Raw genomic sequence first — 21,971 nt, 5'->3', positions numbered from 1 at the left:
CATCATCCACCGGGACGTTCTATCCGCTCGCATTTTACAAAACTGTTAACAATTTTGAAACAACAAACGGCAAACGAATCCTTTTGGCATCGGATAATTTCGCACAGTGAGGCGGAATTACCAGAAAAAAGCCGGCCGTCAGGCCGGCTTTTTCGCTTACATCACCAGGCGGCGAATGTCCGACAGGGTGTTGTTAATGATGGTGATGAAACGCGCACCATCAGCACCGTCGATCACGCGGTGGTCGAAGGACAGAGAGATCGGCAGCATCAGACGCGGCACGAACTCTTTACCATTCCACACAGGCTCCATCGCAGACTTAGACACACCAAGGATGGCCACTTCCGGCGCGTTCACGATCGGCGCGAAGTGGGTCGTACCCAGGCCGCCGATGCTGGAGATGGTGAAGCAACCGCCCTGCATTTCGCCAGCGGTCAGCTTGCCATCACGCGCTTTCTTGGAAATCACGGTCAGTTCACGAGACAGCTCGGTAATGCTCTTCTTGTTCACGTCTTTAAAGACCGGAACCACCAGGCCGTTCGGGGTATCAACCGCAACACCGATGTTGATGTATTTCTTCAGCGTCAGACGCTGGCCATCTTCGGACAGCGAGCTGTTGAAGCGTGGCATCTGCTCAAGCGCCGCAGCAACGGCTTTCATGATGAAGACAACCGGAGTGAATTTCACGTCCAGTTTACGCTTCTCAGCTTCGGCGTTCTGCTGTTTACGGAACGCTTCCAGATCGGTGATATCGGTTTTGTCGAAGTGCGTAACGTGCGGGATCATGACCCAGTTACGGCTCAGGTTCGCGCCAGAGATTTTCTGGATGCGGCCCAGTTCCACTTCTTCCACTTCACCAAACTTGCTGAAGTCTACTTTCGGCCACGGCAGCATGCCCGGGATACCGCCACCGGTAGCAGCGGCAGGTGCGGATTCCGCACGCTTAACGGCATCTTTCACATAAGCCTGAACGTCTTCGCGCAGGATACGGCCTTTACGACCCGTGCCCTTCACTTTCGCCAGGTTCACACCGAACTCGCGCGCCAGACGGCGGATCAGCGGGGTGGCGTGGACGTAAGCGTCGTTTTCAGCAAACTCAGATTTGCCTTCTGCCTTCGCAGGTGCCGCTGCCGGTTTCTCAGCTTTCGCCGGTGCCGGTGCAGCCGCTTCCTGTTTCGCAGCCGGTGCCGCCGCAGGGGCTGCGCCTTCGACTTCGAAGACCATAATCAGCGAGCCCGTGGAGACTTTATCGCCCACGTTGACTTTCAGCTCTTTCACGGTGCCTGCGAACGGCGCCGGCACTTCCATAGAAGCTTTATCGCCTTCTACGGTGATAAGTGATTGTTCAGCGGTGACTTTGTCGCCTACTTTCACCAGCACTTCGGTCACTTCGACTTCATCGCCGCCGATATCCGGCACGTTGACGTCTTTTGCGCCTGCCGCAGCTGCCGGTGCGGAAGCCGCCTGCTCGGTAACCTGCGGTTTGGCTTCAGCAGCCGGCGCAGCGCCTGCTACTTCGAAGACCATGATGAGAGAGCCGGTAGAGACTTTGTCGCCGGTATTGATTTTGATCTCTTTAACGGTACCTGCGAACGGCGCCGGCACTTCCATAGAGGCTTTGTCGCCTTCCACGGTGATAAGAGATTGTTCGGCTTCGACTTTATCGCCGACTTTCACCAGGATCTCGGTGACTTCGACTTCGTCGCCGCCGATATCCGGTACGTTAACTTCTTTTGCAGCCGCCGCCGCCGGTGCAGCGGACTGCGCCGGTGCTGCTTCTTTCTTCTCTTCTGCCTTTGCAGGTGCAGCATCTGCTGCACCGTCGGCGGAATCGAAAATCATGATCAGTTTGCCGGTTTCGACTTTGTCGCCCACGGAAACTTTGATCTCTTTGACCACGCCCGCCTGCGGAGACGGGACTTCCATAGAGGCTTTATCGCCTTCTACGGTGATCAGCGACTGTTCAGCTTCTACTTTGTCGCCTACTTTGACCAGGATCTCGGTGACTTCAACTTCGTCCGCCCCGATGTCCGGTACATTGATTTCGATAGCCATTATCTCTTTACCTCTTATGCCAGACGCGGGTTGACTTTCTCTGCATCGATATTGAATTTAGTGATGGCGTCAGCCACAACTTTCTTATCGATTTCACCACGTTTAGCCAGTTCGCCCAGCGCTGCAACGACCACGTAAGAAGCATCAACTTCGAAGTGGTGACGCAGGTTTTCGCGGCTGTCAGAACGGCCAAAGCCGTCGGTACCCAGTACGCGATAATCGTCAGCCGGTACATAAGTACGAACCTGCTCGGCGAACAGTTTCATATAGTCGGTGGATGCTACTGCCGGTGCGTCGTTCATCACCTGAGCGATGTACGGCACGCGCGGGGTTTCCATCGGGTGCAGCATGTTCCAGCGCTCGCAATCCTGGCCGTCGCGAGCCAGTTCGGTGAAGGACGTTACGCTGTAGACATCGGAGCCCACGCCGTAGTCTTTCGCCAGAATCTCTGCCGCTTCACGAACGTGACGCAGGATGGAGCCGGAGCCCAGCAGCTGAACTTTACCTTTGCTACCTTCAAGGGTGTCGAGTTTGTAGATACCTTTACGGATACCTTCCTCGGCACCTTCCGGCATTGCCGGCATGTGGTAGTTTTCGTTCAGCGTCGTGATGTAGTAGTACACGTTCTCCTGCGCTTCACCGTACATACGCTGCAGACCGTCATGCATGATGACAGCGACTTCATACGCGTAAGCCGGATCGTAGGAGATGCAGTTCGGGATAGTCAGCGACTGAATGTGGCTGTGACCATCTTCGTGCTGCAGACCTTCACCGTTAAGCGTGGTACGACCGGAAGTACCGCCGATCAGGAAGCCACGCGCCTGCTGGTCACCTGCCGCCCAGCACAGGTCGCCGATACGCTGGAACCCGAACATGGAGTAGTAGATGTAGAACGGGATCATCGGCAGGTTGTTGGTGCTGTAAGAGGTCGCCGCCGCAAGCCAGGAAGCCCCTGCGCCCAGCTCGTTGATCCCTTCCTGCAGAATCTGGCCTTTCTCGTCTTCTTTGTAGTAAGCAACCTGTTCACGGTCCTGCGGGGTGTACTGCTGGCCGTTCGGGCTATAGATACCGATCTGACGGAACAGACCTTCCATACCGAAGGTACGGGCTTCGTCCGCGATGATAGGAACCAGACGATCCTTGATGGACGGGTTCTTCAGCATCACATTCAGGGCACGTACGAAGGCGATGGTAGTGGAGATCTCTTTGCTCTGCTCATCCAGCAGAGAGCGGAAATCTTCCAGCGCCGGCAGTTCCAGCTTCTCGCTAAATTTCGGCTGACGAGACGGCAGGTAGCCGTGCAGCGCCTGACGACGTTCGTGCAGGTATTTGTGTTCTTCAGAACCTTCCGGGAAGGTGATGTACGGCAGTTTTTCCAGATTTTCATCGGTCACCGGCACGCTGAAGCGATCGCGGACGTAGCGAACGCCGTCCATGTTCATTTTCTTCACCTGGTGCGCGATGTTTTTACCTTCAGCGGTGTCGCCCATGCCGTAACCTTTAACGGTGTGAGCAAGGATAACGGTCGCTTTGCCTTTGGTTTCTTTGGCTTTTTTGAAGGCTGCGTAGATTTTCTTCGGATCGTGGCCGCCACGGTTCAGGGCCCAAATCTCATCGTCAGACCATTCTGCCACCAGGGCTGCGGTTTCCGGGTATTTACCGAAGAAGTGCTCGCGCACGTATGCGCCGTCTTTGGATTTGAAGGTCTGATAGTCGCCGTCAACGGTTTCGTTCATCAGCTGAATCAGTTTGCCGCTGGTGTCTTTACGCAGCAGCTCGTCCCAACGGGAACCCCACATCACTTTAATAACGTTCCAGCCGGCGCCGTCGAAGATGCCTTCCAGTTCGTTGATGATTTTGCCGTTACCGGTGACCGGGCCATCCAGACGCTGCAGGTTGCAGTTGATGACGAAGACCAGGTTGTCCAGTTTTTCGCGAGTTGCGATGGTGATGGCGCCTTTAGATTCCGGCTCATCCATCTCACCGTCGCCAAGGAACGCGTAAACGGTCTGCTCAGAGGTATCTTTCAGGCCGCGGTGTTCCAGATATTTCAGGAACTTCGCCTGGTAGATAGCGCCGATCGGGCCAAGGCCCATAGAAACGGTCGGGAACTGCCAGAATTCCGGCATCAGTTTCGGGTGCGGGTAAGAGGACAGACCGTTGCCGTGAACTTCCTGACGGAAATTGTTCATCTGCTCTTCGGTCAGGCGGCCTTCAACGAAAGCACGCGCGTACACGCCCGGAGAGATGTGGCCCTGGAAGTACACCAGATCGCCGCCGTCTTTGTCGTTGCGCGCACGAAAGAAGTGGTTAAAGCACACTTCGTAGATGGTCGCGGAAGACTGGAAGGACGCCATGTGGCCGCCGAGCTCGAGGTCTTTTTTAGACGCACGCAGCACGGTCATGATGGCGTTCCAGCGGATAGCAGAACGAATACGGCGCTCCAGCTCCAGATTACCCGGGTATTCCGGCTCTTCTTCAACGGGGATGGTATTGATGTACTGACGGGCGGCACTGCCCGCCGCTACTTTCACACCGCCTTTACGAGCTTCGGAAAGCAGCTGATCGATCAGATACTGAGCGCGCTCAACACCTTCTTCACGGATTACCGATTCGATCGCCTGTAGCCAGTCGCGAGTTTCGATCGGATCCACGTCATTTTGTAAACGTTCTGACATGGGGGTATTCCTTATCATCTATCTAATACGTTGATTAATCTGGAACCTGTCCCATTGCACTCTATGCTCTTACCGCGTCGGTGCCTCACCGGTAGTACGTCACCTTTGCCCTGTAAAAAGGCTGGCTCGCCTGCCACCGCGATGCAACCTGAACTTCGGGCACTTAACAAAGCGCAATAAGACAGGTTCTGGGTTTAGTTGCCGCGCTTCAATGGCGCTTTTGGTACAAATCTTCCGGCTCTACGCCGGAAAAATATTAATTCTTACGTTGCTCCAGACGGCGCAGCGAGCGGTCACGACGGCTCTGTTCACGACTGCGGTCCAGCAAAATTTCTTCAATGAACGCCAGGTGACGGTGTGAAGCTTCCCGCGCCTGTTCCGGCTCCCGCGCCATAATCGCTTCATAAATCCGCGTACGATGGCTACTGACCAGCGGGAGCATTTCCCGCCGCGCGTAGAGCAATTCGAAGTTCTGACGCACGTTTTGCGCGAGCATCGGCTCCATGCAGCGTAGCAGATGAAGCAGCACTACATTATGCGCAGCTTCTGTTACGGCTATCTGATACTGCACGACGGCGTTGGATTCCGCGTCCAGGTCACCGGACTCCTGCGCATGTTCAATCGCCTGATGACATTCGCGAATACGCGTTCTGTCTTCGTCGGTACTGCGCAGCGCTGCGTAATACGCAGCAATACCTTCCAGCGCATGACGCGTCTCAAGAAGATCAAACTGGGATTCGGGATGGTCAGAGAGGAGTTCCACCAGCGGGTCGCTGAAGCTTTGCCAGAGCGTATTCTGGACAAAAGTACCGCCGCCCTGGCGACGAAGCAGCAGGCCCTTCGCTTCGAGACGCTGAATCGCCTCTCGCAGGGAGGGTCGGGAAACGTCGAACTGTTTAGCCAGCTCGCGTTCAGGAGGCAGTTTTTCGCCGGGACGCAGCGTCCCTTCGAGGATCAAAAACTCCAGTTGCTGCTCAATCACATCGGAAAGTTTTGGTTGGCGGATTTTGCTGTAGGCCATTATTCCCTGTCTCTGCCATTCGCCCGGAGTCAATTGGTATGACCAATTTAACGTTCGTGTTGCTAAAGTAACAAAGTATTCACCTTCTGTCCATCCTGGTTTTGATTGAAATCAGTAAAGCTCCCATATTTTAACAACCATAAAGAAATAACGTTTCAGAAATGTAACTCCACGCAAATGAACTCGTTACCTCAAAAGCGGTAGTTTTAACTTTAATGAAACGCAATGGTGTGCAACCTAAACCGATTCATTCGTTTAAAATATGAATAGCTATTCATTATTGTCGCTTAAAATGAATTAACGCCTGCCGCAATGAAATAACCGCAGCGATTTACAAATGGTTTCTTTTTATTCATTCCGCATGATGCTCCTGAGAAAGCAGGTGCATTTGGCAGCGCTTATCACTATTCTTGGCGCTGCGGTAGTCGTTATAAGAAATTTCATCCTTATTGACTGTAAAGAAAAGACTACACACAGCGACATAACAACATTACAGCAGCGACACGCTGCGGATAAAAAACAACCACAAACGAGGTTTTATGATGGAAGGTCAAGAGCACGGCGACACGCTGAAGCGCGGCCTCAAAAACCGCCATATTCAGCTCATCGCGCTGGGTGGTGCTATCGGTACGGGCCTGTTTCTGGGCAGCGCCTCCGTAATCCAGTCCGCAGGGCCGGGGATCATTCTCGGTTACGCTATCGCGGGGTTTATTGCCTTTTTGATCATGCGCCAGCTTGGCGAGATGGTCGTGGAAGAACCGGTTGCAGGCTCGTTTAGCCATTTCGCCTATAAATACTGGGGCAATTTCGCGGGTTTCGCCTCGGGCTGGAACTACTGGGTGCTGTATGTCCTGGTGGCGATGGCTGAGTTGACCGCCGTCGGTAAATACGTCCAGTTCTGGTGGCCGGAAATCCCTACCTGGGCTTCTGCCGCCGTCTTCTTTGTGGTTATCAACGCCATCAACCTGACCAACGTCAAAGTATTCGGCGAGATGGAGTTCTGGTTCGCCATTATTAAAGTGATCGCGGTAGTGGCGATGATCCTGTTCGGCGCCTGGCTGTTGTTCAGCGATACCGCAGGCCCGCAGGCGACAGTGCGCAATCTCTGGGATCAGGGCGGTTTCCTGCCAAACGGCATTTCCGGGCTGGTCATGATGATGGCGATTATCATGTTCTCGTTCGGCGGTCTTGAGCTGGTTGGCATTACGGCAGCAGAAGCCGATGAGCCGGAAAAAAGCATTCCGAAAGCGACCAATCAGGTTATCTATCGCATCCTGATTTTCTATGTGGGGTCGCTTGCAGTACTGCTCTCGCTGTTGCCGTGGACACGCATTACCGCAGACACCAGCCCGTTCGTGCTGATTTTCCATGAGCTTGGCGATTCGTTTGTGGCGAACGCCCTGAACATCGTGGTGCTGACCGCCGCGCTCTCCGTTTACAACAGCTGTGTGTATTGCAACAGCCGCATGTTGTTCGGCCTCGCCAAACAGGGCAACGCGCCGCAGGCACTGCAAAAAGTGGATAAACGCGGCGTACCGGTGAACACCATTCTGGTTTCCGCGGCTTTTACTGCCCTGTGCGTGCTGATCAACTACCTGGCACCGCAGGAAGCCTTCGGTCTGCTGATGGCGCTGGTGGTCTCTGCGCTGGTTATCAACTGGGCGATGATTAGCCTTGCGCATATGCGCTTTCGTCGCGCTAAACAGCAACAGGGCATCACGCCGCGCTTCCCGGCACTGCTCTACCCGGCAGGTAACTGGCTGTGCCTGGTGTTTATGGCCGCCGTGCTGATCATCATGCTGATGACGCCGGGGATGGCTATTTCCGTCTGGTTGATCCCGGTATGGCTGGTCGTCCTTGCGATCGGCTACTTCGTCAAAGAGAAAAAAGCGAAAGCGGCACGCGCCCGTTAAGCGATAAAACCCCTCGTCCAGCCGGTCGAGGGGTGTTACCTTCCTCACAAATTCTTCTGCACAACACGATTATCCATCTCTGTGACTTATTACTGCTGCGCAGTTTTGTTTAAGCCGAATGATACTTCTGTCCATATTATTCACCGGAGATGTGTCGATGGAAAACAGTAGACTCTCTGTCAAAGAAAAGATCGGCTACGGAATGGGTGACGCCGGATGCAATATTATCTTTGGCGCCATCATGTTGTTTGTTAACTATTTCTATACCGATATTTTTGGCCTTGCACCGGCGCTTGTCGGCGTATTACTTCTCTCTATCCGCGTTATCGATGCGGTAACCGACCCCATCATGGGCGCGCTTGCCGACCGTACACGCAGCCGCTTCGGGCGTTTTCGTCCATGGCTGTTGTGGATAGCGTTCCCCTACGCATTATTCAGCGTACTGATGTTTACCACGCCGGACTGGAGCTACAGCAGCAAAGTTGTCTATGCCTTTGTGACCTACTTTCTGCTTTCTATCACCTATACCGCCATCAATATCCCCTACTGCTCGCTCGGCAGCGTCATCACAAACGACCCGAAAGAGCGCGTCGCCTGCCAGTCTTACCGCTTTGTGATGGTGGGTATCGCCACACTGCTGCTTTCGCTGACGTTACTGCCGATGGTTGACTACTTCGGTGGCGGCGACAAAGCCAAAGGCTATCAAATCGCCATGACCATTCTGGCCCTGATTGGCATGTGTATGTTCCTGTTCAGCTTCGCCACCGTACGTGAGCGTATCCGCCCGGCGGTACCGACCCACGATGACTTAAAAGCCGACCTGAAAGATGTCTGGAAAAACGATCAGTGGGTGCGCATTCTGCTGCTGACGATTTGCAACGTCTGTCCTGGCTTTATTCGCATGGCGGCGACCATGTATTACGTTACGTGGGTCATGCAGCAGAGCACCAGCTTCGCGACGTTGTTTATTAGCCTCGGCGTCATCGGCATGATGATTGGCAGTACGCTTGCTAAAGTCCTCACCGACCGCTGGTGTAAGCTGAAAGTGTTCTTCTGGACCAACATTGCGCTCGCGATTTTCTCTTCCGGTTTCTACTTCCTGAACCCGCACGCTACAACGCTCGTCGTGGTGATGTACTTCCTGCTCAACGTTCTGCATCAAATCCCCTCACCGCTGCACTGGTCGCTGATGGCGGATGTTGATGATTACGGCGAGTGGAAAACCGGCAAGCGCATTACCGGTATCAGCTTCTCCGGTAACCTCTTTTTCCTGAAACTCGGTCTTGCTATCGCCGGCGCACTGGTGGGCTTCCTGCTCTCCTGGTATGGCTACGATGCGGGTGCCAAAGCCCAGAGCGATACCGCGCTTAACGGCATCGTCATGTTGTTTACCGTGATCCCAGGCGTCGGGTATCTCATTACTGCGGGCGTCGTACGTCTGTTGAAAGTAGACCGTGAACTGATGGCGCGTATTCAGAGCGACCTTGAAAAACGCCGCGAAAACTACCGCGAGCTTTCTGAATACTCGCAGACTAAACCTGTGGAAGTTAAACCTTAAGGAGCGATGATGAATACTTCTCCCTGGCCGAATCCGCTGATTGAACAGCGTGCCGACCCGTTTATTTTGCACCATCAGGGCCAGTACTACTTTATCGCCTCAGTACCGGAATATGACAGGCTCGAGATCCGCCGCGCGCCATCCATTGAGTCCCTGCGCCAGGCGGCCCCTGTCGTGGTCTGGCGTAAGCCAGATACCGGGCCAATGAGCGAGCTGATCTGGGCGCCGGAACTGCATCATATTAATGGCAAATGGTATATCTACTTCGCCGCCGCCCCGACGCGTGAATTAAAAGACAAGATGTTCCAGCATCGTATGTATGTGCTGGAGTGCCCGGACGCCGATCCGCTCACCGGCACATGGGTAGAGAAAGGCCAAATCCAGACGCCGTATGACACCTTCTCGCTGGACGCAACAACCTTCGAGCACCAGGGCAAACTCTGGTATCTGTGGGCACAACACGCACCGGACATTCCGGGCAACTCCAACTTGTATTTGTGCGAGATGGAAAATCCATGGACGCTGAAAGGCGATCCTGTGATGTTGAGTAAACCGGAGCTGGAGTGGGAATGTCGGGGCTTTTTAGTAAACGAAGGTCCGGCGGTGGTGAAACATGGCGAGCGTCTGTTCGTCGCTTACTCGGCCAGCGCAACAGATGAAAACTACTGTATGGGGCTGCTCTGGATAGATCAGGCTGCAGATATGCGCGATCCGCGCAACTGGCATAAATTACCGCAGCCAGTGTTCACGACCAGTTATGAAAACCGTCAGTATGGACCAGGCCACAACAGCTTTACGACAACGCCGGACGGCCAGGACGTGCTGGTTTACCATGCGCGTAACTATACTGAAATTGAAGGCGATCCGCTGTGGGATCCAAACCGCCATACCCGCGTGAAGCTGGTCACCTGGGATGACGACGGCATGCCGCAGTTTGGCGTTCCACCCGCCGACCACCCCTGACCCTTCAACGGCACGCTCACATGAGCGTGCCGTAAATCGTTAATACTGCCACCACTACCACAATCACTAGCGTCGCCTTTTTCGCCATTGATACTGCCGCTTTTGGCGTTTCAACTTTATCAACGTGCGATTCGCGCGCCAGCGCAAACTGCGCAAGACCCGTCAGCACCTGATACTGTGAGGTATAACGGTCAAGCAGTGAAGCGAACCACGCAGGGAGCGCTTTTTCGCCATGCCCGACCAGCGCATACACCACACCCGCCAGACGTACTGGCACCCAGTCCAGGATATGCAATACGGCATCAATGCCTGAAAGCAGGCGCTGATGCGGCGTATGGTGACGGGCCACCCAGCTCTGCCAGGCGCGCAAAAATGCATAGCCTGTCAGGGTGACCGGGCCCCACATGCCCCCGACAACAAACCAGAACATCGGCGCCAGATAAAAACGATAGTTAATCCACAACAGACCGTTTTGCAGCTCCCGCAGATACTCTCGCTCATCGCAACCTGGCGGTACGCCATGGATAAGCGTCAGCTCATAAGCCATATTTTCACGCGCGTGACCGTCATTTTGACCTGCCGCTTTAAGGTAGGCGTGATAGTGCCGACGTACGCCGCCTGCGCCAATACACAGCACACCAACAACAATCCAGAAAACGAGTAGCGGGACATTGAAGAACCAGCCTTCCAGCGCCTGCAGGCATAAGAAAACGACCAGCATGGCGAGCGCCGTCATGCCAAGCGTGTAGAACAGAGAGAAGCGGCGCACGCGGCGAAACAGCGGTTCGAGGCGATGATCCAGTTGCCAGTGTTCGCCCAGTTTGAAAAGCCGTTCAGCGATAAGTACCAGCAGCAGGGTAAAAAGCGTCATCTCATCTCCTTATCAGACGGGTCAGCCACCAGCGCACGAAAGCGCAGCCAGTCAAAGGCCGGACCTGGATCGGTTTTGCGTTCGGGCGCGATATCGCTGTGTCCGGTCATATGGCCTTTCATTGCCGGATACATTGCCAACAATGCACGCGTCACGCCAGCCAGTTGACGATATTGCGCATCGGTGTAGGCCTGCGTATCGGTACCTTCAAGCTCAATGCCGACAGAGAAATCGTTACAACGCTCACGCCCTTGATAGGAGGATACGCCAGCATGCCAGGCGCGTTTATTAAAAGGCACATACTGCACAATTTCACCGTCGCGACGAATGAGGCAGTGCGCCGACACACGCAGATGAGCAATATCAGCGAAATACGGATGCGCATGTGGATCGAGCGTACCGGCAAACAGCGCATCGATCCATGGGCCGCCAAACTCTCCAGGCGGCAGGCTAATATTGTGCACCACCAGTAATGAAGGCGCGTCATCCCCGGGCCGATCATCGTGATGCGGCGAGGGTGCGTGTCGGGCATCCACCAGCCAGCCATCTTTCACCTGCATGCGCAGTTCTCCTTTCTGTGGTACTAAAACTCGCTTCAGAGTAGCATGTTTCACTCTTTTGATTAGCCACCAATCTGGAGTTATATCATGCCGCCTCGCCGTTACAATCCGGACCATCGACGTGACATGTTACTGGAACGTATCGCCCTGGATATCCCTGTCACCGTGGCTCAGGCCCTGCGTGAAGATCTCGGCGGAGAAACCGATGCCAGCCGCGATATTACTGCGCAGTTGTTACCGTCAGACAGTCGCTCGCATGCGGTCGTCATCACCCGTGAAGCCGGGGTGTTCTGCGGAAAACGCTGGGTCGACGAAGTGTTTATCCAGCTTGGCGGCGATGTCAGCGTGACCTGGCATGTGGATGACGGCGACACCGTACAGCCTGACCAGCCGCTTTTTGAGCTTGAGGGCCCCTCCCGCGTGTTGCTGACCGGTGAGCGCACGGCGCTGAACTTCGTTCAGACGCTGTCTGGCGTAGCAAGTGAAGTACGCCGCTATGTGGCATTGCTTGAAGGCACGCATACGCAACTGCTTGATACCCGTAAAACCGTACCAGGCCTGCGCAGCGCACTGAAATATGCGGTGCTCTGCGGTGGTGGCGCGAACCATCGCCTGGGGCTTTTCGATGCGTTTCTTATTAAAGAAAACCATATCATCGCTTCCGGCTCGGTGCGTCAGGCTGTAGAAAAGGCCTTCTGGCTGCATCCTGATGTGCCGGTTGAGGTCGAAGTGGAGTCGCTTGATGAACTGGACGAGGCGCTGAAATCGGGAGCCGATATCATCATGCTCGATAACTTTAGTGTCGAAGAGATGCGAGAGGCCGTCAAACGCACAGCGGGCAAGGCGCGGCTGGAAGTTTCCGGCAACGTGACGCTTGAAACGCTGCCAGCATTCGCCAAAACCGGCGTCGACTTCATCTCTGTCGGGGCATTGACTAAACATATTCGCGCGCTAGACCTCTCCATGCGTTTTCGCTAAATCCTCGTCGGGCAGGTTCGCCTGCCCTTCTCTTGCCGAGTAATCATCATTTTTATCTCCTTTCTTGTCTCGTCATTTATGCAATATGCTTTTGTTTTTTAAAGGATATGCGAGACATCACGCAACCGCCTTGTTGTGTCCTGCAACTACGTAAACTTCTTCTGAAGACAGATTCCTGAATTCATTTGTTCACCTGGTGACTTCTTTTACGCGCTGACAGAGTACCGTCACCCAAACAAGGAGGAACTATGAACAGACAGAGCGGCTTTACGTTGATCGAATTGATGGTCGTGATTGGCATCATCGCCATTCTTAGCGCTATCGGCGTGCCGGCATACCAGAACTATCTGCGAAAAGCGGCGCTTACGGATATGTTGCAAACCGTCACACCCTATCGTACGGCGATTGAATTGTGCGTTATCGATCGCGGTGGGCTTAGCAGTTGCGATGCGAGCTCCAATGGGATCCCTGCGCCCAAGACGACACGCTATGTCAGTGAGATGACCGTTGCGCAAGGTGTTATCAGCGTCACCGGCCAGGATAGTCTTAATGGGTTGTCGGTCACGCTGACGCCACAATGGAACACAGCTAACGGTATGGAAGGCTGGAAGCGAACTTGTGCTACCAGCGACACCGCACTTCAGCAGGCCTGCGAAGATGTCTTTCGTAGCACGCTTCCTTAAGTGAGGAGGTTGGTGATGCCACTTGAATATTTACACACGTTATGCCAGCGCTATAACGCGCTGGTATTGAATATTGACGACGCCACGGTGCATATCGCCGTGGCTGGCGAACCCAGCACTGAACTAATGGACGCGCTACGTTTTTCGACCCATCGGCACATTGATATTGAATGCTGGAGTGCCGAGCGTCTGGAAAAAGAGCGGCAACTTGCCTCAGCGCCCTCACAACCGGCGGTGCAGGATGAGGGTGCATCCGTCGTCCAGTTGATTGATCAAACCCTGCAACAGGCGCTGCAACGCCGTGCGTCCGATATACACTTTGAACCAGCGGAAGCGCATTACCAGATTCGGTTTCGTATTGATGGCGTTTTACACGCGCTCCCGCCGCTGTCTGCGGGCCTCGCAAGTGCGATGACTGCGCGCCTGAAGGTTCTGGGGAACCTTGATATCGCGGAACGCAGATTACCGCAGGACGGGCAGTTTAGTATTGAACTCGCAGGACGGGCCGTCTCTTTTCGTATCTCCACCCTGCTCTGCCGCTGTGGAGAAAAAGTGGTACTGCGCTTGCTGCAACAGACGGATCAGCCACTTGAAGTTCAGGCGTTGGGCCTTTCGCAGGCGCAGCAAACGCTTTTTTGCCAGGCGTTGCAGCGCCCGCAGGGGTTAATTTTGGTGACAGGCCCCACCGGAAGCGGCAAAACCGTCACACTTTACACCGCGCTCAGCACCCTTAACGATCCGCAAGTCAACATCTGTAGCGTTGAAGATCCGGTAGAGATCCCCGTCACGGGGCTTAACCAGACGCCAGTGCTACCTAAAGCGGGGCTCACCTTTCAGGCGGTATTGCGCGCGCTGTTACGCCAGGATCCTGATGTCATCATGATTGGTGAAATTCGCGACCTCGAAACCGCAGAAATTGCCGTGAAGGCGGCGCAAACCGGGCATCTTGTTCTCTCCACATTACATACGAATTCAACGACAGAAACTCTGGTAAGGCTTGAACAGATGGGATTGCCGCGCTGGATGCTCGCCTCGGCACTGGAGCTCGTTATCGCGCAGCGCCTGGTAAGAAAACTGTGCCCTTACTGTCGGGTGTTTTCACAGGAGCCAGTCACGCTGCCAGCGTCACTCTGGACTCGCCCGATCTATCCTTACAAAGCCTGCGGATGCGAGCGCTGTTATGGCGGTTACTACGGACGCATTGCGCTTTTTGAACTGCTTAGTATCAATGCAGCGCTACGTCAGTCTGTCGCAAGCGGCGCACCGCTTGATGAAATCGCTTTGCAAGCGCGCGCGCAGGGTATGACAACACTCTTTGAGCATGGTTTGCAGGCAGTAGAAGCAGGTCTTACCACGCTTGAAGAGCTTTATCGCGTATCAGGGGCGCCGCATGGATAATCAGCTATGGCGCTGGCGTGGCGTGAATAAAGAAGGCGCAGGCTGTACAGGGATGCTCTGGGCCCAAGATAAGGTAAACGCATCCCTGCAATTACTCGATAGTGACATTCATCCGCTATCGCTTAAACGCGCCAGCGTTAATAAACGCCACTGGAATAGTGAGCATAAAATTCTGGTGATCCGTCAGTTGGCTGCACTACTTCAGGCAGGTGTCAGCCTGACGCAGGGTCTCACGATGCTGGCAAGCCAGCATCCGGTTGCACAGTGGCAGGCTCTACTTGGTCAACTGGCAAAGCAACTGGGGCGTGGTGTCGCGTTTTCGGAGACGTTGCGCCAGTGGACGGATATCTTCCCACCGCTATATATCTCACTCATGCAAACCGGTGAGCTGACCGGAAAGCTGGACGTATGCTGCCAGCAACTGGCGCAGCAGCAGGAAGATCAACAAAGGCTGCGTAAGCAGGTGATTAAGGCGCTGCGTTATCCGGCTTTTATTTTTGCCGTTGCCCTGCTGCTGACGCTCGGAATGACCTGCTTTGTTCTGCCGCAGTTCACCGCTATCTATCGTTCCTTTAATACACCGTTGCCACTGATAACACGTGCTGTCATCGCGTTTTCAGAAGGACTGATGAAATACGCCGTCTGGTGGCTCTGCGTGATGCTGTTGGTAGTGATGGTTATCATCCGCTTACGTCGCAGGCCACAATGGCAGCTTCAGGAGGCTGCATGGTTACTGAAACTTCCATTATTCGGGCCACTTATTCGTGGTCAGCAGCTAAGCCAGATTTATACTGTGCTTTCATTAATGCAGCGCGCCGGTATTCCTTTACTACAAAGTCTGAGTAGCGTTGAGGAGACGCTGGCCTCGCCTTTATGGCGTCAGGCGGTCAGCCGCGTGAAAACCTGCATCTCTGGAGGCTTGCCGTTATGGAAAGCGCTGGAGCGGGAATGGGTATTCACTGCGCTTTGCATTCAACTGATTCGGACTGGGGAAGAAACCGGTGCGCTGGATATGATGCTCGAAAAATTAGCTGGATGGCATCTGGAACAAACCTCCGAGCGCGCCCAGACGCTAGCCGCCACGCTGGAGCCACTCATGATGATAGCGATCGGTTTGATTGTCGGCACGCTGGTGGTGGCAATGTATCTGCCAATTTTCAGGCTGGGAGATGCGATGAGCGGGATGAATTAAAGCTGGCGCCATGGCTGCGCCAGCCTGATGTAAAACCGAATCAGAGACTGTTGAAAACCCGGTTTTCTTGTTCCTGCACACGAATAAACGTGGTGCGCTTGGTGAGCTCCTTCAGACGGGAGGCGCCGACATATGTACAGGCGGAACGCAGGCCGCCCAGAATGTCGCGAGCAGTGTCTTCAACCGGGCCGCGAAGCTTAAGCTTGACAGTTTTCCCTTCTGCGGCACGGTACTGCGCGACGCCGCCAACATGGCGGTTCATGGCTGATTCAGAACTCATCCCGTAGAAGAGCATAAATTTTTCACCGTTCTGCTCAACCACTGTGCCGCCGCTTTCGTCATGGCCTGCCAGCATACCGCCCAGCATGACGAAATCTGCCCCGCCACCAAAGGCTTTCGCTACGTCACCCGGAACCGTGCAACCGCCATCGCTGATTATTTGTCCGCCAAGGCCATGCGCCGCATCAGCACATTCAATCACAGCGGACAACTGCGGATAGCCAACGCCGGTCTTAACTCGTGTTGTACAGACTGAACCCGGGCCAATGCCGACTTTCACGATATCAGCACCTGCAAGGATCAGCTCTTCGCACATTTCACCGGTCACGACGTTACCCGCAATAATGGTTTTATCAGGCCAGGCGGCGCGAGCTTTGGCAACAAATTTCACGAAATGCTCTGAGTAGCCGTTGGCAACGTCGATGCAGATAAACTGAAGCGATGATGACAGGGCAAGAATTTCTTTCGTTTTTTCAAAATCAGCGTCAGAGGTGCCGGTCGATACCATGATGTGCTTCAGCACGTCGGGCGACACTGACTGTGTAAACGCATTCCAGTCCTGCACGCTGTAGTGCTTATGAACAGCCGTCAGGATATCGAAAGCCGCCAGCGCCTTCGCCATACCGAACGTGCCAACGGTGTCCATATTGGCCGCAATGATCGGAACACCAGACCATTGAACGCGGGAGTGCTTAAAGGTGAACTGACGCTCAAGTTCAACATCAGAGCGACTTTTGAGGGTAGAACGTTTCGGGCGGATAAGAACGTCTTTGAAACCTAACTTCAGATCTTCTTCAATACGCATGTGCGATTCCTGGGTTAATGGCGATGAGCGTAACGCGTGCGGCGGTGCAACTGCCAACTCCAGTGACGTTATCATACGCACTAATAATGGCGCCGCAAGACTGCGAAATCGCTCTTTTTTACGCTACAATCCTATAAATTTACCTTGTGCGCGAGGACGATAAACGAGGCCGCAAACGCCATCATCTCGCGCATGACAACTGCATGAAGTTAATGCTTTTTCATGTGGATTACGCTTATTTTAACGATTCGGGATGATAGCTTTATGGTTTATACGGTAGCACTGACCGGCGGTATAGGAAGCGGCAAAAGTACCGTTGCCGACGCCTTTGCCCGTCTCGGAGTTACTGTGGTGGATGCGGATATCATCGCGCGTCAGGTCGTCGAACCTGGCACTCCCGGCTTAGACGCTATTATTACCCGCTTTGGTCAGACGATTTGTCATCACGACGGTACATTAAATCGCCGCGCGCTACGTGAAATCATCTTTGCAAGCCCGCAGGAAAAAGCCTGGTTGAACGGGCTTTTGCATCCACTCATTCATCAGCGTACAGAGGCTGAGTTAGCGCGTGCCGGTTCAGCATATGCGCTGTGGGTCGTCCCGTTGCTGCTTGAAAATCAGTTACAGACTAAAGCTAACCGCGTGCTGGTCGTGGATGTCGCGCCAGAAACCCAGATCCAGCGCACCATGGCGCGCGATCGGGTGTCACGTCAGCATGCCGAGCAAATTCTCAGCGCGCAGGTCACCCGAGAAGCGCGATTAGCTATCGCTGATGACGTCATAGATAATAACGGCTCGCCGGAAACCTTAGCTGACGATGTGGCGCGTCTGCATCAACGCTATTTGCAACTGGCAGCGCAAGCTGTACCACAGGAAAACACGTAATGCAGACTCACGTTCTTTTTGAACATCCCCTGAATGAAAAAATGCGCACCTGGCTGCGTATCGAATTTCTCATCCAGCAAATGAAAGCACTGCTGCCAGTCAGCGATCATGCGACAGCGCTGCACTTCTTTCGTAACGTGGGCGATCTGCTGGATCTTTTTGAACGCGGCGATACCCGCACTGAATTGCTGAAAGAACTGGAACGTCAGCAGCGTAAATTGCAAAACTGGGCTGAAGTGCCAGGCGTAGATATTGAGCGTATTGAGACGTTACGCCAGCAACTGAAAGCACGCAGCGCCGTATTGATGGCAGCACCTCGTCTGGGCCAAACTCTTCGTGAGGATCGCCTGATAGCCGTTGTGCGCCAGCGCCTGAGTATTCCAGGTGGTTGTTGCAGCTTCGATTTACCGCTGTTGCACGTCTGGCTCGGCTCACCGCAGGAAGAACGTGACGTCCAGGTCAACAGCTGGCTCGCCACGCTGCAACCCCTCACGCATACGCTGGATATGATTCTGGATTTAATCCGCCAGTCAGCGCCGTTTCGTAAGCAAACCAGCCTGAACGGATTTTATCAGGATAACGGCGACGATGCCGATCTTCTGCGCCTGCAACTTCCGCAGGAAGAAGCGCTTTACCCACAGATTTCCGGCCATAAAAGCCGCTTCGCGATCCGCTTCATGCCGCTCGACAGCGAGCATGGCCGCGTACCGGAACGGTTCGATTTTGAACTGGCCTGCTGTTAAGGAATATGAATGTCAGACGCAACTACCGTTAACTGCCCGACATGTGGCAGAGAAATTATCTGGGGCGAACAGAGCCCGTATCGTCCGTTCTGTTCGAAACGCTGTCAGCTTATCGATCTGGGTGAATGGGCCGCTGAGGAAAAACGTATTCCCAGCAGCGGCGATCGCTCCGACACAGATGGCTGGAGCGAGGACGATAATCAGCTTTAAGACTGCGCACGAAGTTTCGCAATCACAGGCTCATTGGCAGGCGGAAAGGCGTCCGCCTCCAGAGCCTGCTGATGAACCCAGCGCCCCGGTTGCCCTTCTTTCCCCCACGGTTCCCCTTGCCAGTCTTCTACCAGGAAAAACCACAGACTGATATGACGATCCGGAAACGCATATTCCAGGGTTTCAAACAATGTGGCAGAAGTAACGGTAACCCCTGTCTCTTCCTGCAACTCACGACATAACGCGGCCTCCGGCGTTTCGCCTGCTTCGATTTTACCGCCAGGAAACTCCCATTTATTCGCCATATGCGCATCGGCGGCGCGCTGCGTAATGAAAATTTCGCCCTGCGCATTACGCACAATGCCGACTGCGATTTGCAATTTTTTCATTGTCTTCTTCCTGTAAAAAAGGCGCAGATATCTGCGCCTTTTGTGGGTCTTAAAAACCAGTTAGCTTAAGCGACCGTGGCACTGCTTATACTTTTTACCGGAGCCGCATGGGCATGGATCGTTGCGCCCCACTTTGCGTTCGCCGGTCTGCTCAGCAAGCGCGGCTGCGGCTGCCGTTTCGTCATCCTGATGACTGAGCTGTTGCATCTGCGCCAGGCGTTCCGCCTCTTCACGACGCTGCTGCTCCATTGCTTCAACCTCTTCCGGCATACGCACCTGGACTTTGCTGATGGTACTGATCACTTCATATTTCAGGGATTCCAGCATGGCCGCGAACATAGCAAACGACTCGCGCTTATATTCCTGCTTCGGATCTTTTTGCGCGTAACCACGCAGGTGGATACCCTGACGCAGATAATCCATCGCCGCCAGATGCTCTTTCCAGAGCGAATCGAGCGTTTGCAGCATCACGCCTTTTTCGAAGTGACGCATCATCTCAGCGCCCACAACCTCTTCTTTGCGCAGGTATACTTCCTTCGCACTCTCAAGGATACGCTCGCGCAGCGTTTCTTCATGTAGTTCCGGCTCTTTATCCAGCCATTCTGCAATCGGCAGTTCAAGGTCAAAATCGTTCTTCAGACGTTCTTCCAGACCCGGAATATCCCACATTTCTTCCAGAGACTGCGGCGGAATATGCGCGTCAATGGTCGCTTTGAAAACGTCTTCGCGAATGCTGTTAATGGTTTCGCTGATGTCAGCCACATCCAGCAGTTCGTTGCGCTGGGTATAGATGGCGCGACGCTGATCGTTGGCGACATCGTCATATTCAAGCAGCTGTTTACGGATATCGAAGTTGCGGCTTTCCACTTTACGTTGCGCGTTAGCAATCGCTTTAGTTACCCAAGGGTGCTCAATCGCTTCGCCCGGTTTCATGCCCAGCTTACGCATCATGTTGGCGACGCGATCTGAGGCGAAAATACGCATAAGCGCATCTTCCATAGAAAGGTAGAAACGGGAAGAACCCGGATCGCCCTGACGACCGGAACGACCACGCAACTGGTTATCGATACGACGCGACTCATGACGCTCGGTACCGATAATATGCAGACCGCCAGATTGTAGTACTGCATCATGGCGCTTCTGCCAGTCAGCCTTAATCTGCGCGATTTGTTCATCACTCGGCGCGTCCAGCTCAGCGACTTCTGCCTGCCAGCTACCACCCAGCATAATATCGGTACCACGACCCGCCATGTTGGTCGCGATGGTTACTGCACCCGGATAACCGGCCTGCGCGACAATATCCGCTTCACGCGCGTGGAATTTGGCGTTCAGTACGTTGTGCTGAATGCCCGCTTTGGTCAGCGCTTCGGAAATGACTTCCGATTTTTCGATGGAGATAGTCCCAACCAGCACCGGCTGGCCTTTCGCTGTACGTTCTTTGATATCTTCAATGATCGCGTCGATCTTCTCAGCTTCGGTCATATAGACCAGATCCGGGAGATCCTTACGCACCATCGGACGGTTGGTAGGTACTACAACGGTATCAAGTTTATAAATAGAGCTAAATTCAAACGCTTCGGTGTCGGCAGTACCGGTCATGCCGGCCAGCTTTTCATAAAGGCGGAAATAGTTTTGGAAGGTGATGGATGCCAGCGTCTGGTTCTCGTTCTGGATCTCTACGCCCTCTTTGGCTTCCACCGCCTGGTGAAGACCATCAGACCAGCGGCGGCCCTGCATTGTACGACCGGTATGCTCATCGACAATAATGACTTCGCCATCTTTAACGATGTAGTCAACGTCGCGGGTGAACAGGGCATGTGCACGCAGTGCGGCGGTGACGTGATGCATCAGCATGATGTTGCCCGGCGAATACAGCGACTCACCTTCGTCCATAATGCCTTCTTTAACCAACAGTTCCTCAATCAGCACCAGGCCGCGCTCAGTCAGGTTCACCTGGCGCGCTTTTTCGTCTACTGAGAAATGACCTTCCCCCTGGAACGTGTCAGAGTCTTCTTTCTCCTGACGCACCAGATGCGGGATGATTTTGTTAACTTTTTTATACATCTCGGAGCTGTCTTCAGCAGGGCCTGAGATGATAAGCGGCGTACGGGCTTCGTCAATGAGAATGGAGTCGACCTCATCCACCAGCGCATAATGAAGCTTACGCTGTACGCGCTCTTCCGGGCTAAACGCCATGTTGTCGCGCAGGTAGTCGAAACCATATTCGTTGTTGGTGCCGTAGGTGATATCCGCAGCATACGCTTCACGCTTGGCTACTGCCAGCATGCCGGACATGTTCACCGCAACACTCATGCCTAAGAATTCAAACAGCGGACGGTTATTTTCGGCATCACGCTGCGCCAGGTAGTCGTTGACGGTGACCACATGGACACCTTTACCGGTCAGCGCATTCAGGTAGGCCGGCAGCGTTGCCGTCAGGGTTTTACCTTCACCGGTACGCATTTCAGCGATGCAGCGATCGTTCAGGACCATACCGCCTAAGAGCTGAACGTCAAAGTGACGCATGCCAAACACGCGTTTACTCGCCTCACGAACTACAGCGAACGCTTCCGGCAGCAGGTTTTCCAGCGTCTCGCCTTTTTCAAGACGGGCGCGAAATTCTACGGTTTTCCCTTTCAGCTCTTCATCCGAAAGCTTTTCCAGCGCCGGTTCCATGCTATTGATAAGCGTAACAGCCTTACGCATACGACGTAAGGTACGGTCGTTACGGCTCCCAAATACTTTGGTTAACATTTTGATCAACATAATAAATTCTCTGAAGCCTCGCAC

Annotated in this window: 18 protein-coding genes; 10 read left to right on the top strand and 8 right to left on the bottom strand. The window is 54.0% G+C overall.

The window, feature by feature from the left end; genetic code table 11:
* Nucleotides 1-156 precede the first annotated feature (156 nt).
* The 3 genes from aceF to pdhR form a co-directional block, all read right to left on the bottom strand.
* The gene (aceF, locus tag AFK62_RS03790) at nucleotides 157-2,055 is read right to left on the bottom strand and encodes a pyruvate dehydrogenase complex dihydrolipoyllysine-residue acetyltransferase (protein WP_007676961.1); all 1,899 of its coding nucleotides are present in this window, start codon (nucleotides 2,053-2,055) and stop codon (nucleotides 157-159) included.
* A gap of 14 nt (nucleotides 2,056-2,069) precedes the next feature.
* The gene (aceE, locus tag AFK62_RS03785) at nucleotides 2,070-4,733 is read right to left on the bottom strand and encodes a pyruvate dehydrogenase (acetyl-transferring), homodimeric type (RefSeq protein WP_007676962.1); all 2,664 of its coding nucleotides are present in this window, start codon (nucleotides 4,731-4,733) and stop codon (nucleotides 2,070-2,072) included.
* A 256-nt stretch (nucleotides 4,734-4,989) separates the two neighbouring features.
* A complete protein-coding gene (gene pdhR / locus AFK62_RS03780; RefSeq protein WP_007676963.1) occupies nucleotides 4,990-5,754 on the bottom strand; it encodes a pyruvate dehydrogenase complex transcriptional repressor PdhR in 765 nt (254 codons plus the stop codon).
* Between the two features lie 539 nt (nucleotides 5,755-6,293).
* Between pdhR and aroP the strand changes: the two genes are divergently transcribed.
* From aroP to AFK62_RS03765, 3 genes are all read left to right on the top strand, one after another.
* Nucleotides 6,294-7,667, top strand: coding sequence for an aromatic amino acid transporter AroP (aroP, locus tag AFK62_RS03775; protein ID WP_007676964.1), 1,374 nt, complete (start codon nucleotides 6,294-6,296; stop codon nucleotides 7,665-7,667).
* 157 nt (nucleotides 7,668-7,824) lie between these two features.
* Entirely contained in the window at nucleotides 7,825-9,225 is a 1,401-nt protein-coding gene (locus AFK62_RS03770; RefSeq protein WP_007676965.1) for a glycoside-pentoside-hexuronide (GPH):cation symporter, read from the top strand.
* 9 nt (nucleotides 9,226-9,234) lie between these two features.
* Nucleotides 9,235-10,188 (top strand): glycoside hydrolase family 43 protein, encoded by a 954-nt coding sequence (locus tag AFK62_RS03765; RefSeq protein WP_053531723.1) that lies wholly within the window; start codon nucleotides 9,235-9,237, stop codon nucleotides 10,186-10,188.
* A 16-nt stretch (nucleotides 10,189-10,204) separates the two neighbouring features.
* Here AFK62_RS03765 and ampE read toward each other — a convergent pair whose 3' ends face one another.
* Entirely contained in the window at nucleotides 10,205-11,059 is an 855-nt protein-coding gene (gene ampE / locus AFK62_RS03760) for a beta-lactamase regulator AmpE (protein WP_007676967.1), read from the bottom strand.
* Nucleotides 11,056-11,619 (bottom strand): 1,6-anhydro-N-acetylmuramyl-L-alanine amidase AmpD, encoded by a 564-nt coding sequence (ampD, locus tag AFK62_RS03755; protein ID WP_007676969.1) that lies wholly within the window; start codon nucleotides 11,617-11,619, stop codon nucleotides 11,056-11,058. Before ampD ends, ampE begins: the two co-directional genes overlap by 4 nt.
* Before the next feature lie 87 nt (nucleotides 11,620-11,706).
* Here ampD and nadC point away from each other — a divergent pair, with 87 nt between their 5' ends.
* The 4 genes from nadC to hofC all read left to right on the top strand — a co-directional run bounded on the left by nadC (nucleotide 11,707) and on the right by hofC (nucleotide 15,870).
* The gene (nadC, locus tag AFK62_RS03750) at nucleotides 11,707-12,597 is read left to right on the top strand and encodes a carboxylating nicotinate-nucleotide diphosphorylase (protein WP_032984670.1); all 891 of its coding nucleotides are present in this window, start codon (nucleotides 11,707-11,709) and stop codon (nucleotides 12,595-12,597) included.
* 248 nt (nucleotides 12,598-12,845) lie between these two features.
* Entirely contained in the window at nucleotides 12,846-13,280 is a 435-nt protein-coding gene (gene ppdD, locus AFK62_RS03745) for a prepilin peptidase-dependent pilin (RefSeq protein WP_007676972.1), read from the top strand.
* A 15-nt stretch (nucleotides 13,281-13,295) separates the two neighbouring features.
* Nucleotides 13,296-14,678, top strand: a complete 1,383-nt coding sequence (gene gspE, locus AFK62_RS03740) for a type II secretion system protein GspE (RefSeq protein ID WP_007676975.1) — start codon at nucleotides 13,296-13,298, stop codon at nucleotides 14,676-14,678.
* Complete coding sequence (hofC, locus tag AFK62_RS03735; RefSeq protein ID WP_007676977.1) at nucleotides 14,671-15,870, top strand: protein transport protein HofC; 1,200 nt, start codon at nucleotides 14,671-14,673, stop codon at nucleotides 15,868-15,870. The genes gspE and hofC overlap by 8 nt, the downstream gene beginning before the upstream one ends.
* A 40-nt stretch (nucleotides 15,871-15,910) precedes the next feature.
* Here the strand turns inward: hofC and AFK62_RS03730 are convergent, their stop codons facing one another.
* Complete coding sequence (locus AFK62_RS03730) at nucleotides 15,911-16,954, bottom strand: GMP reductase (protein WP_007676980.1); 1,044 nt, start codon at nucleotides 16,952-16,954, stop codon at nucleotides 15,911-15,913.
* A 264-nt stretch (nucleotides 16,955-17,218) separates the two neighbouring features.
* Between AFK62_RS03730 and coaE the strand changes: the two genes are divergently transcribed.
* Genes coaE through yacG form a run of 3 tightly spaced genes read left to right on the top strand, consistent with a single transcriptional unit; the run spans nucleotide 17,219 to nucleotide 18,792 of the window.
* On the top strand, nucleotides 17,219-17,839 hold the full coding sequence (gene coaE / locus AFK62_RS03725) for a dephospho-CoA kinase (protein WP_032984689.1): 621 nt from the start codon (nucleotides 17,219-17,221) through the stop codon (nucleotides 17,837-17,839).
* Nucleotides 17,839-18,582: a cell division protein ZapD gene (zapD, locus tag AFK62_RS03720; RefSeq protein WP_007676998.1), complete on the top strand. Its 744-nt coding sequence runs from the start codon at nucleotides 17,839-17,841 to the stop codon at nucleotides 18,580-18,582. Before coaE ends, zapD begins: the two co-directional genes overlap by 1 nt.
* Nucleotides 18,583-18,591: 9 nt before the next feature.
* The gene (gene yacG, locus AFK62_RS03715; RefSeq protein WP_007677004.1) at nucleotides 18,592-18,792 is read left to right on the top strand and encodes a DNA gyrase inhibitor YacG; all 201 of its coding nucleotides are present in this window, start codon (nucleotides 18,592-18,594) and stop codon (nucleotides 18,790-18,792) included.
* Here yacG and mutT read toward each other — a convergent pair.
* A complete protein-coding gene (mutT, locus tag AFK62_RS03710) occupies nucleotides 18,789-19,181 on the bottom strand; it encodes an 8-oxo-dGTP diphosphatase MutT (RefSeq protein ID WP_053531722.1) in 393 nt (130 codons plus the stop codon). The genes yacG and mutT overlap by 4 nt on opposite strands.
* 60 nt (nucleotides 19,182-19,241) lie before the next feature.
* Nucleotides 19,242-21,947, bottom strand: a complete 2,706-nt coding sequence (gene secA, locus AFK62_RS03705) for a preprotein translocase subunit SecA (protein WP_007677024.1) — start codon at nucleotides 21,945-21,947, stop codon at nucleotides 19,242-19,244.
* Between the last annotated feature and the right edge of the window lie 24 nt (nucleotides 21,948-21,971).

It is taken from the genome of Cronobacter condimenti 1330 (assembly GCF_001277255.1).
Lineage (GTDB): Bacteria > Pseudomonadota > Gammaproteobacteria > Enterobacterales > Enterobacteriaceae > Cronobacter > Cronobacter condimenti.
Note: the sequence above shows the minus strand (reverse complement) of the source record. Positions and strands in the feature narration are given on the sequence as shown.